This window comes from Thauera phenylacetica B4P (genome assembly GCF_000310225.1).
GTDB lineage: Bacteria > Pseudomonadota > Gammaproteobacteria > Burkholderiales > Rhodocyclaceae > Thauera > Thauera phenylacetica.
Map to the genome: position 1 here is coordinate 1 of NZ_AMXF01000112.1, position 12,961 is coordinate 12,961.

Below are 12,961 nucleotides of genomic sequence, written 5' to 3' on the forward strand. Positions count from 1 at the left end.
CGAAGAGCGCGCGCGGCACGCGCTGCAGGCGCAGCGGCAGGCCGACGCTGCGGCGCACCTCGGCGAGCGCCTGCGGGTGGGCGTCCTCGCGCACGAGCACCTCGGCGTGCTCGGCACCGAGCGCGGCGACCAGCACGCCATGGTCGCGGGCAAAGCCGTAGGGCAGCTCGAAACCCATCAGCGCGGGGCCACCGGCGAGGCGGCGGGCAGCAGCGGCCGGAAGGCGAGGTCGACCACCGGCGCCGGCTCGCCCGGCGGCGGGTCGCGCAGCAGGTTGGCGCGCGAGGGCAGCTCGTCGCGGCGGCCGATCACATAGTCGTAGCGGCTGTCGGTGAGCGCGGCGTAGCTGTCGCGGTCACGCAGGATCACCGGGCGCAGGAACACAACCAGGTTGGTCTTGGAGCGCTTGCGGGTGTCGTAGCGGAACAGGTTGCCGGCGAAGGGCAGGTCGCCGAGCACCGGCACCTTCTCCTCGCTGCCGGTGTAGCTGTCCTCGACCAGGCCGCCGAGGGCGAGGATGGCGCCGTCGTCGACCAGCACCATGGACTCGATCGAGCGCTTGGTGGTCACCGAGTTGCCGGCCGCCGCGCTCTCCGCGCTACCCACCACGGCCGAGGCCTCCTGGTAGATCTGCAGGCGGATGGTGCCGCCCTCGGAGATCTGCGGCTTGACGTGCAGGGTGAGGCCGACGTCGCGGCGCTCGATGGTCTGGAAGGGGTTGGCGGGCGTGGTGCCGCCGCCGGTGTTGGCGTACTGCCCGGTCACGAAGGGCAGGTTGCGGCCGACGACGATACGCGCCTCCTCGTTGTCGAGGGTGATCAGGTTGGGCGTGGACAGGATGTTGGCGCTGACCTCGTTCTCGAGAAAGCGGGCGAGCACGCCCAGGCTGAGCACCTCGCCGAGGCCGGGCACGTTGACCTTGCCGCCACCCACAACCAGGTTGAGGCCGTTGTCGGGCAGGGTCGGCGTGCCGTTGCCGGCGCTGCCGGCGATCAGCTGACCGAGGTTGCTGCCGCCGCTGTTGAAGAGCTGGCCGCCCAGGATGCCGACCTCGCCCGAGGAGGCGCCGCCCACCCACTGGAAGCCGAACTCGGCGGCACGCTCAGTGGAGATCTCGGCGATCAGAGCCTCGATGTAGACCTGCGCGCGGCGGCGGTCGAGCTGGTCGATGACCGTGCGCAGGTTGCGGTAGATGGCGTCGGGCGCGGTGATGATGAGGGCGTTGTTCACCGCATCCGGCTGCACCATGCCGCCGCGCGTGGTTGCGGAGAGTCCGCCTGCCGTGCTGCTGGTGGTGGAGCCGGTGCCGCGCAGGGGGGCGCTGGCGACGCCCATTCCGGACGTGGCTGAACTGCCTGTGCCGAAGCCAGCGCTTCCGCCGTTGCGCGACAGCGGCTGGGCGGCCGTGGCCTCGCTCGTGCCGCCCTCGCCGGCGAGCGCGGCGTTGAGCGTGGCGGCCACCTGGGTGGCGTCGGCGTTGCGCAGGTAGACCACGCGGATGTCGCCGCCCGCGCCGGGACGGTCGAGCGCCGTGACGAGCTGGCGCAGCGCGGCCAGGCGGCTGGGCGTTTCGGCGCGTACCAGCAGGCTGTTGCTGTTGGGCTCGGCGACGATCTGCGGCGGCGCCAGGCCGCCCGCGTTCTGGCCGCCGGCCTGCTGCTCCGCGAGCAGGCGGGTGAGCACCGGGGCGAGGTCGTTGGCCATCGCATGCTGCAGGTGCAGCACCGCGACGTCGCCCTGCGGGGTGTCGATCGAGTCGATCACCGTCGCCAGCCGGCGCAGGTTCTCGGCGTAGTCGGTGACCACCAGGGTGTTGTTGCCGGGGAAGGCGGTGACGGCGTTGTTGGCCGATACCAGCGGGCGCACCACGTTGACCATGTGCGCCGCCGACTCGTGGCGCAGCGCGAAGACCTGGGTCACCAGGCGGTCGCCGCGGGTGCCCCCTGCACCCTGGCGGTTGCTCACCACCGGAACGCCGTGCAGCTTGGCGTCGGCCTCGGGCACCAGCTTGGTCACGCCCGACTCCTCGATCGCCGCGTAGCCCTGCAGGCGCAGCGCCGAGAGCAGGATCTGGTAGGTCAGCTCGGGCGCCACCGGGGTGTTGGTGATGAGGTTGATCTTGCCCTTGACGCGCGGGTCGATGAGGAAGTTGCGCCCCGAGATGCGCCCGATTGCCTGGATCACCGAGTCGATCTCGGCGTTCTGGAAGTTGAGCGCCACCGGCTCGCCTGCCGCGAGCGCCGGTGGCGTGCCGAGGCCGAGCGCGGAGAAGACGAGCGCGGAGAGGGTGATCGAGCACAGGGCGCGGCGCAGTGCATTCCTGCCGTGCGCACGGCAGGGGCGGGAAGGCGATCGTGGGGTGGAGAGGCGGGTCATCGGTGATCGCGTCTGGGCCCGCCGTCGGCGACGGGCGTGGGTGGGCGGAGGGCGTCGCCGGGCTCGCCGCCGCGGGCGGGCAGGGCGAGGCTGCTGCGACGGTCGTCGAGCTCGAATTCGGCGGTTTCAGGCAGCAGGCGAACCAGCCTGCGGCCATCGGGCAGGGCCTGGCCGGGGCTCAGGCTGAGGGTGGAGCCGTCGTCGGCCTGCAGGATCACGAAGCCGGGCAGGGCGCCGAAGCCGGTGGCGATGCCGGTGACCGTGTAGCGCGCATCCGGGATCGCGGCGCGTGCCGGCGCGCTGTCCGCGGCGGGTACGGCGCGGCCGACGTGCAGGCCGATGCGGACGGCCACCTTGCGGGGGTCGGGCTCGTGGCGCGCCAGCGCGGCCACGGGTTGGGGCGCGGCGAACTGCCAGAACAGCTCCGCCATGACCCACGCGCAGAGACCCACCGCGAGCAGCCAGGCGAACGCCCTCGGTGTGTTGGGAAATGAGCGGAGGGGGCCGGTGAGGCGGCGGAGGAAGATCGGCATTGGCAGGATCAGGGCGCCACGGAAGGCTGAAGACGCAGGCGTCGGGCCTTGTAAAAGGCCCGCAAGTATATGCCAGCGGATGAGCGTCCAGTATTTCGAGCCGACGCTTTCCGGCTGGCCGCGAGGATTCCCGGGCTCCGGGGGCGGCGCCGTCGCTTGCCACGGCGCTGTCTCGCGCTCGAGGCGGGCCACGGGTCCGCAAACCTGGGTGGGCAGGGCATCCGCGAAATCCAAAACACGGGATTGTCCCTGCTCCATGTTTCAGGCGTGTTCCGAACGTCGTGCTATTGAAGGGAAAGAGCCCGAATTGGGAAATAAAAGATTGGATCGTGTTCAAGGCATCCTCGTCCCGTCTGCATTTTCGGGTGGGTAAATTCGTGCCCCCGTGGTAAATGTTACGCGCCGGATGACGACAGTCCTACCCATGCTTGCATCGAGGATACGCGCTGGGCATGATCGCAGCCGCTGTGATCGACCACTCGAGTTGGCGGCGAAGCGCAGCGATCAAACGATGCGGATCTCTCTGGAAGAATTTCAAATGAATAAGAACATTTCGGCGATGGCGCTCGCGGTGGCAGGGGCGATGCTGGTGGTGGGCTGCGGCGGTGGCGGTGGCGGTGGATCGGAAGCTCCGGCGCCGGCCCCCGTCACTTCGTCGATGACCGTGACGCCCTCGCTCGGCAAGTTCAATACCAGCTGCTCGGTCGAGGCGCTGAAGGCCGACGGCTCGGTGCTCGACAGCGTCAAGGTGGGCGCAGACGGCAAGGCCGTGCTGTCCTTCGTCCGGCCCGAGGGCCCGATCGTGGCGCGCGTGAAAGGGGCTGACGGTTGCCAGTACTTCGACGAAGCGGCCAGGGCGCCGAAGGATTTTGTTGCCGGACGGGTGCTCAATGCCCTGCTGACGGAGTTCCGCTCCGAGGTCGGCGTGCATGTGCTCACGCACCTGGCGGCGAGTGGCCTGCTCACCTCGGCGGGGAAGCTTGAAACCGGGGTGACGCCGCAGGCGATTCGTGCAGGGCAGGAGGAGACCCGTCTTCGCTTCCTGCAGGACGGTGCCGGCTTGTTCGACGCGCCCGTGCTGATCGGCAGCGAGTCCGACCGCGTCACGTCCACCGATCCGGCGTCTCGCCTTGCCATCGTGCTTGCGGTGCTGTCCGGGCTCGTCGATGTGTCCAATCCCGATGCCGCCGCTGGCCTGCTGCAGGACACCGATTCGCTCGGGAGCTTCGCGACGAAACTCGCCGAGATCGCCGAGGTTTACGCGCCTGCGGTCCAGGCCGAATTGGTGGCGAAGATCGAGGCTCCCAAGTCTGTCGAGGCTGTGACGGACGACGTGACCGAGGCGGTCTACGAGAGCGAGATCGATCAGGCCAGGACGATGCTGCGCGCGCTGCGTGAACAGATCCTTGCCATGTCGAACGACAGTGGAACCGGTTCGCTCGACAAGCAGTATGAACGCATGCGGAACGAGACCACCAACCAGCTCGAGCTCCTCGGCGCGATCGACGAGTTGGAGGTCCTGACCAAGGCTGCGAGTGTGATGCTCGGCGTTTATCCCGGCGCGGCGGCGGTGGATACCACGCAGACTTTTGTCTGGGGTTACGAGGGTGGATGCGAGATCCAGAGTGCCGGGGCGTCTGCCGCCTGCCGGATCTATCGGGACGGTTCCGTGCTCGAAGTGGGGCTTGACAAGACCACGGACGGGCGCGTCGGCTGGAACCTCGTGCGCGAAGAGTTCTGGGGCGCGTACGGCGGAAACAGCGGCGAGACGGCCTACACGGGATACACCGGAACCATCGGCTTCACCGGCACCACCGCCAGGCTCTCGGGCCGCTATGCGCCGATGGCCGAAGGCGCGGCGGCCACGCTGGTCGATGTGGATGTGACGGTCAGTGGCGATCAGGAAGTCACCAAGGACTACAAGCTCAAGGGCACGGGCGTGCTGAGCTCGGTGGACGCGCAAGACGCAAGCCTCTTCAAGGCCGAGATCTCCAACCTGAGCTTCGACATGGGCGGTGTCGCCGGCAAGATCGTCAGCCCGGCGCTCGATGTCACGCTGGTGGCGAGCAGCCCGAACTTCCGCTTCACCGGCCGGCTCGAGGCCTCCGGGGTGCTCGAGAGCCAGGCGCCCGGCCAGGACTGGATCGACTATCAGCCTGCCGCAGCCAAGCTCTCGGGCAAGTTCGAGAATGTGCCCGAGCAGTTCACCCTCTTCGACGGGCTCTTCACGCTGGGCCAGAACTGGTCCAACGGCTACAAGCCCTACGAGGACGAGTCGGCGAGCAACTTCGCCAAGCTCCAGGGCAGCTTCGTCGGCACCCTTTTCGAAGCCAAGGACAAGGCAGGCTTGACGCTCAATCTCCAGGCCAAGCGTGACGAATGGCTGAAGGAGTCGTTGAGCTTCGACTTCGCCACGGGCAATGGTGTCGCCCTGCAGGGCAGCGCTGCGCGCACGGAGGGCTCGCCCGCCGATCCGGAGTGGGTCTGGAATCTCGCCAACAACAATGGCGTGAAACTGAGCTACTCCGAGTACAGCCAGAACGGCGAGGTACTCGCCGCCGATGGCCGCAAGCTCGGCTCGATCGGCCGCGACATGGTCAGCTTCATCGACGGTACCAGCGAGTCGCTGTTCTGATCCGGAGTTCTTCTGCTGCACACGAAAGCGGGCGCTGGTCGCCCGCTTTTTTTGACCTTCCTGGGATGCTTCGATGAAATTCCTCGCCCTCTCCCTGGGCATCGCCGTCGCTGCCAACGCGACGGCAGCCGACCTGATGGCGGTATCGACCGCACCTGTGGCGGACTTGCCGCGTGGCGTGTCCTTTTCGGCGACCGCCTTCGCTGCCGACGACTTCATCGCGGCCAAGGATATCGATGACGCGTGGACGCAGCCTGCCGACCCACGCGCCGGTCGTAACCTGGCGGTCGCGTTTGGGCGTGCCGGCCTGGATTACACCGGTGACGGCTGGAGCGTCGGCGTGTTCACCCGGGCCGATGGCTTCGGCAGAACCAACCATGACTCGATCGTGGTCTATGCGGCCTCGGACGACCCGCTACGCCTGCTCGATACCAACCGGGGGTACGGGCTCGACTATGAATTCACCGGCTTCAGCGCGCACGGCGTGCGCTTCGCCCTCGCGCTCCCGCTCGCCTCCGAGACCCTGTCGGGCTCGGTTGCGCTGAACCTGCTGAAGGCCGACCAGCTCCGCGTCGAGCGCGTCGTGGGCCATGTCGAGGTGGAGGATGGCACGGCCAACATCCATGGCGTGCGCACGCTCTTGTACGACGGGCTCGATTACGAGTCCCCGGCGGATCCGAACCCCGGCCGCAGCGACTTCCGGCCCGCCACCCGCAGGGATGGCGACGGGGGCTACGGCTATGCGCTCGATTTCGCGCTGCGCTGGCAGGCGAGCCCCGAGCTGCGTGTCGACCTCGCGGTCAATGACTTGCTCGGCAAGCTCAGCTGGAAGAACGTTCCGCTGCTCACCCAGCGTGTGGATGTGGATGGGATCAACGAAACGCAATGGCTGACCCGGCCTGGCGGGATGGCGAGCTTCAACAACACGAGCGGCTATCAGGACGTCGACCTCGACCTCGACCCGCGCATGCGCCTGGCCGCGACCTGGACCCGCGACGCCGTGGTGCTCGGCGCCAGCCTCTCGGCGCGCAGCGGCGTGGTGCTGCCCGAGTTCTCCGCCGGCTGGCGCTTCGCCGAAGAGGGTATCATCGCGCTCTCGTACGAGACCCGTTTCGACAGCATCGGCATCGGGGTTCGCTACGGTCCCTTCCAGCTCGCCCTGCGCGCAGACGATGCCGATTTCAGCGCGGCCAAGGCGCTTGGAGCGACGATAGGCCTGAACTACCACTTCTGAGTTTCGATGTCCGACCCCGCCCCGATCTTCGCCGACGACGGCCCCCTCGCTGCCGCGATCCCCGGCTTCCGTGCCCGCCCGCAGCAGATCGAGATGGCGCAGAAGATCGCCGAGGCGCTGCGCGGGAACCGCGTGCTGGTGGCGGAGGCGGGGACGGGCACCGGCAAGACCTTCGCCTACCTGGTGCCGGCGCTGCTCGCCGGTGGCAAGGTCGTCATCTCGACCGGCACCAAGACCCTGCAGGACCAGCTCTTCAACCGCGACCTGCCCACGGTGCGCGCGGCACTCAAGGTGCCGGTGAGCATCGCCCTGCTAAAGGGCCGCGCCAACTACGTCTGCCACTACCACCTCGAGCGCAACGCGCGCGACGGCCGCTTCCTCACCGCGCAGGACGCCGCCGACCTGCGCGCGATCACGCGCTTCGCCAAGACCACGCAGAGCGGCGACAAGGCCGAATGCACCGACGTGCGCGAGGACTCGCTGGCCTGGGTCGCCGCCACCTCGACGCGCGACAACTGCCTCGGCCAGGACTGCCCGAACAAGGAGGAGTGCTTCGTGATGCAGGCGCGGCGCAACGCCATGGAGGCCGATGTGGTGGTGGTCAATCACCACCTCTTCTTCGCCGACGTGATGCTGCGCGACGAGGCCATGGGCGAGCTGCTGCCGGCGTGCAACGCGGTGATCTTCGACGAGGCTCACCAGCTGCCCGAGACCGCGAGCCTGTTCTTCGGCGACAGCGTGTCCACCGCGCAGGTGCTGGAGCTCGCGCGCGACACGCGCTCCGAGACCGTGGCCGCGGCGCGCGACTGCGTGGCGATGATCGACCAGACGCGCAGCCTGGAGAAGGCCGCGCGCGACCTGCGCCTGGTGTTCGGGGCCGAGTCGGCGCGCATGTCCGCCGCGCAGGCCGCCGAGCGCGAGGGCTTCGACGCCATGGTCGAGGGCCTGGAGAGGGCGCTCGCCGGCTTTCACGCCGTGCTCGCCACCCAGGCCGAGCGCTCCGAGGGCCTGGGCAACTGCCTGCGCCGCACCGAGGAGATGGCCGAGCGCCTGGCGGGCTGGCGCAAGCCCGAGGACAAGGAGCTGATCCGCTGGGTCGAGGTCTTCACCCAGTCGCTCGCGCTCAACGCCACGCCGCTGCACGTGTCGGACGTGTTCAAGCGCCAGCTCGAGGGCCACCCGCGCGCGTGGATCTTCACCTCGGCGACGCTGGCGGTGGGCAAGGCCGACTTCGGCCACTACTGCCGCGAGCTCGGCCTGGCCTGGATGGACCCGCCGCCGCTCACCGCGGTGTGGGGCAGCCCCTTCGACTACGCCGAGCAGGCCCTGCTGTATGCGCCCGCGGGCATGCCCGAGCCCAACTCGCCCGACTACACCGAGCGCGTCGCCAAGGTGGCGCTGCCGCTGATCCGCGCCGCGCGCGGGCGCGCCTTCGTGCTGTGTACTTCCCTGCGCGCGATGCGGCGCATCCACGAGCTGATCCTCGACGGCCTCGCGCACAGCGGTGACGAGCTGCCCGTGCTGCTGCAGGGCGAGGGCTCGCGCACCGAGCTGCTCGAGCGCTTCCGCCGCCTCGGCAACGCGGTGCTGGTGGCGAGCCAGAGCTTCTGGGAGGGCGTGGACGTGCCGGGCGACGCGCTGTCGCTGGTGGTGATCGACAAGCTCCCCTTCGCCCCGCCCGACGATCCGGTGCTGGCCGCGCGCGTCGAGCACATGCAGAAGCAGGGCTTGAGCCCCTTCGTGCATCACCAGCTGCCCAAGACCGTGATCAACATGAAGCAGGGCGCCGGGCGGCTCATCCGCAGCGAGCGCGACCGCGGCGTGCTGTGCATCTGCGACCCGCGCATGATCGACAAGTCCTACGGCAAGGTGGTGTGGCGCAGCCTGCCGCCGATGCGCCGCACGCGCGCCGAGGCCGACGCGGTGGCCTTCCTCGAGAGCCTGCCGCCGCCGCGCCAGGGCGGCTGAGCTGCGTCAAGGGTGGCGGGCGGCGCTCTGTTGTATCCTTCGGGACTGCTCATTTCACGCCGTGGGGCGATGTCTCGATGAAAGTCTTCGGTTTCGCCGGCTGGTCCGGTTCCGGCAAGACCACCCTGGTCGAAAAGCTGATCCCCGAGCTCACCGCGCGCGGCCTGCGCGTGTCGGTGATCAAGCACGCCCACCACGGCTTCGACCTCGACAAGCCGGGCAAGGACTCGTGGCGCCACCGCGAGGCCGGCGCGATGCAGGTGCTGATGCTGTCGAACGACCGCTGGGTGCTGATGCACGAGCTGCGCGGCACGCCCGAGCCCACGCTGGACGAGCAGCTGCGCCTGCTCGAACCCTGCGACCTCGTGCTGATCGAAGGCTACAAGGCCGCGGCGGTGCCCAAGATCGAGATCCACCGCCCCTCGCACGGCAAGCCGCCGCTGTGGCCCGAGAACCCGCACGTGGTCGCGGTCGCCACCAACGCCGAGATCGACTGCCCGCTGCCGCGCCTGCCGCTCGACGAGCCGGCGAAGGTGGCCGACTTCATCCTGGAGTACCTGAAGAACCGATGAACCCCAACATGCTTTCCTTCGACGAGGCCTGCGAGAGGCTGCTCGGCTTCGTCCGCCCGGTGCGTGAGGTCGAGGAGGTGGACACAATGTTCGCCGCCGGCCGCGTGCTCGCGGTCGACCAGCACTCCACGATCGACCAGCCGCCGATGGACAACTCGGGCATGGACGGCTACGCGCTGCGCGCCGCCGACGTGCCGGTGGCGGGCACCCGCCTGCCGGTGAGCCAGCGCATCCCGGCCGGCAGCGTCGGCCACGAGCTCGCGCCCGGCACCGCCGCACGTATCTTCACCGGCGCGCCGCTGCCGCCGGGCGCGGACACCGTGGTGATGCAGGAGCTGTGCGAGCACGCCGGTGACGAGGTGGTGGTTAACACCGTGCCGCGCGTCGGCGAGGCGGTGCGCCGCATGGGCGAGTACATCACCCGCGGCGCGCGCGTGCTGCCCGCCGGGCTGCGCCTCACCCCGCAGGCGGTGGCGCTCGCCGCCGCGGTGGGGCTGGCGCGGCTGCCGGTGCATCGGCGCGTCAAGGTCGCGGTGTTCTCCACCGGCTCCGAACTCGTGATGCCGGGCGAGCCCCTGCCGCCGGGCGGCATCTACAACTCCAACCGCTACCTGCTGCGCGGCCTGCTCGCCGCGCTCGGCTGCGAGGTCGAGGACTTCGGCATCGTGCCCGACCGCCTCGACGCCACCCGCGAGGTGCTGCGCCGCGCCGCCGAGGGCCACGACCTGATCCTGACCAGCGGCGGCGTGTCGGTGGGCGAGGAGGACCACGTCAAGCCGGCGGTCGAGGCCGAGGGCAGCCTGGACATGTGGAAGATCGCCATGAAGCCCGGCAAGCCGCTCGCCTACGGGCGCGTGCATGGCGCCGCCTTCATCGGGCTACCGGGCAATCCGGTGTCGAGCTTCGTGACCTTCCTGCTGATGGTGCGGCCCTTCCTGCTCGCCACCCAGGGGGCGAGCGAGGTGACGCCGGCTGCGATGCAGCTGCGCGCCGACTTCGACTGGCCCAGGCCGGACCGCCGGCGCGAGTTCCTGCGTGCGCGCATGAACGCGCAGGGCGGGGTGGAGCTCTTCGCCAACCAGGGCTCCGCGGCGCTCGAGTCGACGGTGTGGGCGAACGGCCTGGTCGACATCCCGGCCGACACCGTGATCGCGCGCGGCGCGACAGTGCGCTTCCTGCCCTACGGCGACCTGCTGCACTGAGCGGCGGGCAGGGATGGGCGGGCGCAGACGGGCAATCAAGGAAACGAGACGGACATGACGAGCAAGGTGAAGATTCTGTATTTCGCGAGCCTGCGCGAGGCGGTGGGCTGCGCCGGCGAGGAGCTGGAGCTGCCCGCGGGCATCGCCACGTTGGGTGCGTTGCGCAGCCACCTGGCCGCGCGCGGCGAGGGCTGGCAGGCGCTCGCGGCCGGGCGCAACGTGCGCGCGGCGCTCAACCAGAAGATGGCGGCCGCGGATGCGGCGCTCGACGGCGGCGACGAGGTCGCCTTCTTCCCGCCGGTGACCGGAGGTTGACGATGGTGCAAGCGAGAGCGCAGGGCGCTGCCGAGGTCAGCGTCCAGCAGGAGGATTTCGACGTCGGGGCCGAGATCGCCCGCCTCGGCGAGGGACGGCGCGACGTCGGCGCGGTGGCGAGCTTCGTCGGCCTCGTGCGCGACGCCAACGACGGCAGCGGCGTCCGCGCGATGACCCTGGAGCACTACCCGGGCATGACCGAGCGTGCGCTCGAGGAGATCGTCGAGCAGGCGAAGGCGCGCTGGTCGCTGCATGCGGTGCGCGTCATCCACCGCCACGGTCGCCTGGAGCCCGCCGACCGCATCGTCTTCGTCGGCGTGGCGAGCGCGCACCGCGGCGAGGCCTTCGCCGCCTGCGAGTTCATCATGGATTACCTGAAGACGCAGGCGCCGTTCTGGAAATGCGAGGAGACGCCGCAGGGCGCGCGCTGGGTGGACGCGCGCGAGAGCGACGATTCGGCGGCGGCGCGCTGGGAGACTGTGCCGGCGCAGGCTGGCCAGGGCGAGGACTGGGATGACATCGAGCGGCGGCGCTGACGTGGTTCAAGCCGGCGGCGCGGAGCGACGCGCTGCCGCTCCCTGCGGTGGCGGCCTCGGCGTGGGGTCCGGATCAAGCAAAACGGCGCCTTGCGGCGCCGTTTTCAGTCGTGGCGGGCACGCCCGCCACACGAGGCGGAGGCTGCTCAGCGACGACCCTTGCCACCCTGCTGGGTGAAGGCCTGGAAGGCCTGGCTGGAAGCACGCGTCATCTGCTCGAAGGCCGCGCGGGTGGTGTCCATGGCGGTCTGCATCGCGCCCAGCGCGTTCTGGTCGGCGATCGGCATGCCGGTGAACATCTTCTGCATGGCTTCGAACATGTCGGTGCTGCCGGAGCTCAGCTGCTCGCCGACCAGACGGCCGAACTCGGCCTGGGTCGAAGCGGTGATCTCGGCGATCTGGCGCGCACATGCCAGCATCTCTTCGGTGGTGCGCTGCGCGTAGCTCGCGCGCATCTCCATCGCGCCCTGCGGATCCTTCGCGGCCGAGAGAGCCTTGGCGTTGTGCACGCCTTCCTCGAACAGGCGCTTGGCCGTGTTGACCTGGATCTCCATGATGCGCTGCGAGTTCTCGATCGACATCTGAGCCAGGCGCATCGCCGCCTCGAGGTTCTTCTTCTGAAGTTCGTTCAACTGTTCCTGTTTGCTGGCCATAGGCTCGTCTCCACTCGCACGTATCGGTTGTCTGACTTTTTTCGGGCTTGGCACCCACGGAATGGCGTCCCTTGTTGTTCTCGGGCCGGCGCAACCTCACCGACTTCACCATCCCGGCTTTCACAATAGCACAGCTCGAAGGCGCCTCCGTGGTGCATCCGGTACTTCGGGGGTGTGACGCGTGCGTATGATGTTGCGTTGCAGCAACCGCGGCGGCTTCAGCGCAGCACGGGGCGGTCGGAGAGTCCGTCCTCGCCCCTGCGATCGCCACCACCGTCCCGCGGAAACCCGGTGCGCAGCAGCAGGTCCAGCCGCTCCACCGCGTTGCCGAGCGCGTCCTCGAAGCGGGCGTCGCGGCAGGGCGTGGCGAGCTGCGTGACGAGGTCTTGCCAGGCGGCCGGTTCGAGGGCACGCGCGAGGGCGCGGTCGGCGACGATCTCGATGCGGTGTTCGGCGAGCAGCAGATACACCAGCACGCCGTTGTTGTCCTCGGTGTCCCACACGCGCTGCTTGCCGAACAGCGTGATCGCGCGGTCGCGGATCACGCTCGCGAGCGCCTCGCCGCGCGCGAGGTGGCGCCACAGGTAGCTCGGCGGCAGGCTGGCCTCCACGCACAGGCAGATCTGCCCGCTGTGGCCGGCCTCGCTCGCGCGTACGCCCGCCTCCAGGCGGTCGAGCGCCGCTTCGCCGAGTGCGCGCCGGGCGTCGTCGGCGTCGAGCCAGAGATGGCGCAGCAGCCTGCGCAGCTTCTCCATCGCTTGCCCCATCACCAGCTCCCCGAGGCGCCGCCGCCCCCGAAGCTGCCGCCACCGCCGGAGCGGAAACCGCCGCCACCAAAGCCGCCACCACCCAGGCCGCCGCCGCGGATGAGCGGCCCGCCGCCGCGATGCGGCGGACCGCCACGTCCACCGCCGCCGATGCCGAGCGCGAGCACGAA

Annotated in this window: 11 protein-coding genes and 1 pseudogene; 7 read left to right on the top strand and 5 right to left on the bottom strand. The window is 69.7% G+C overall.

Annotated elements, in window-relative coordinates; translation table 11 throughout:
* The 3 genes and pseudogenes from C667_RS26830 to C667_RS13895 all read right to left on the bottom strand — a co-directional run.
* A pseudogene (locus tag C667_RS26830) lies at positions 1-178 on the bottom strand (type II secretion system protein GspE); the annotation flags it as partial.
* Positions 178-2,376 (bottom strand): type II secretion system secretin GspD, encoded by a 2,199-nt coding sequence (gene gspD, locus C667_RS13890; RefSeq protein ID WP_004366291.1) that lies wholly within the window; start codon positions 2,374-2,376, stop codon positions 178-180. The pseudogene C667_RS26830 and the gene gspD, both read right to left, overlap by 1 nt.
* Positions 2,373-3,167: a hypothetical protein gene (locus tag C667_RS13895; protein ID WP_245538475.1), complete on the bottom strand. Its 795-nt coding sequence runs from the start codon at positions 3,165-3,167 to the stop codon at positions 2,373-2,375. The genes gspD and C667_RS13895 overlap by 4 nt, the downstream gene beginning before the upstream one ends.
* Positions 3,168-3,447: 280 nt before the next feature.
* On the opposite strand from C667_RS13895, the gene C667_RS13900 reads away from it, so the two are divergent.
* The 7 genes from C667_RS13900 to moaE all read left to right on the top strand — a co-directional run bounded on the left by C667_RS13900 (position 3,448) and on the right by moaE (position 11,371).
* Entirely contained in the window at positions 3,448-5,544 is a 2,097-nt protein-coding gene (locus tag C667_RS13900; protein WP_004366295.1) for a hypothetical protein, read from the top strand.
* A 73-nt stretch (positions 5,545-5,617) separates the two neighbouring features.
* The gene (locus C667_RS13905) at positions 5,618-6,778 is read left to right on the top strand and encodes a DUF5723 family protein (protein ID WP_004366297.1); all 1,161 of its coding nucleotides are present in this window, start codon (positions 5,618-5,620) and stop codon (positions 6,776-6,778) included.
* A gap of 6 nt (positions 6,779-6,784) precedes the next feature.
* Positions 6,785-8,746, top strand: a complete 1,962-nt coding sequence (yoaA, locus tag C667_RS13910) for a DNA repair helicase YoaA (RefSeq protein ID WP_004366300.1) — start codon at positions 6,785-6,787, stop codon at positions 8,744-8,746.
* Between the two features lie 77 nt (positions 8,747-8,823).
* On the top strand, positions 8,824-9,318 hold the full coding sequence (mobB, locus tag C667_RS13915) for a molybdopterin-guanine dinucleotide biosynthesis protein B (protein ID WP_004366302.1): 495 nt from the start codon (positions 8,824-8,826) through the stop codon (positions 9,316-9,318).
* Complete coding sequence (locus C667_RS13920; RefSeq protein ID WP_004366304.1) at positions 9,315-10,520, top strand: molybdopterin molybdotransferase MoeA; 1,206 nt, start codon at positions 9,315-9,317, stop codon at positions 10,518-10,520. Before mobB ends, C667_RS13920 begins: the two co-directional genes overlap by 4 nt.
* A gap of 54 nt (positions 10,521-10,574) precedes the next feature.
* Positions 10,575-10,835, top strand: a complete 261-nt coding sequence (gene moaD / locus C667_RS13925; RefSeq protein ID WP_004366307.1) for a molybdopterin converting factor subunit 1 — start codon at positions 10,575-10,577, stop codon at positions 10,833-10,835.
* A 2-nt stretch (positions 10,836-10,837) separates the two neighbouring features.
* On the top strand, positions 10,838-11,371 hold the full coding sequence (gene moaE / locus C667_RS13930) for a molybdopterin synthase catalytic subunit MoaE (RefSeq protein ID WP_004366308.1): 534 nt from the start codon (positions 10,838-10,840) through the stop codon (positions 11,369-11,371).
* A gap of 146 nt (positions 11,372-11,517) precedes the next feature.
* Here the strand turns inward: moaE and C667_RS13935 are convergent, their stop codons facing one another.
* Both C667_RS13935 and C667_RS13940 read right to left on the bottom strand, forming a co-directional pair.
* The gene (locus C667_RS13935) at positions 11,518-12,024 is read right to left on the bottom strand and encodes a phasin family protein (protein ID WP_004366311.1); all 507 of its coding nucleotides are present in this window, start codon (positions 12,022-12,024) and stop codon (positions 11,518-11,520) included.
* Between the two features lie 218 nt (positions 12,025-12,242).
* Positions 12,243-12,791, bottom strand: coding sequence for a TPM domain-containing protein (locus C667_RS13940; protein WP_004366313.1), 549 nt, complete (start codon positions 12,789-12,791; stop codon positions 12,243-12,245).
* Positions 12,792-12,961: the final 170 nt, after the last annotated feature.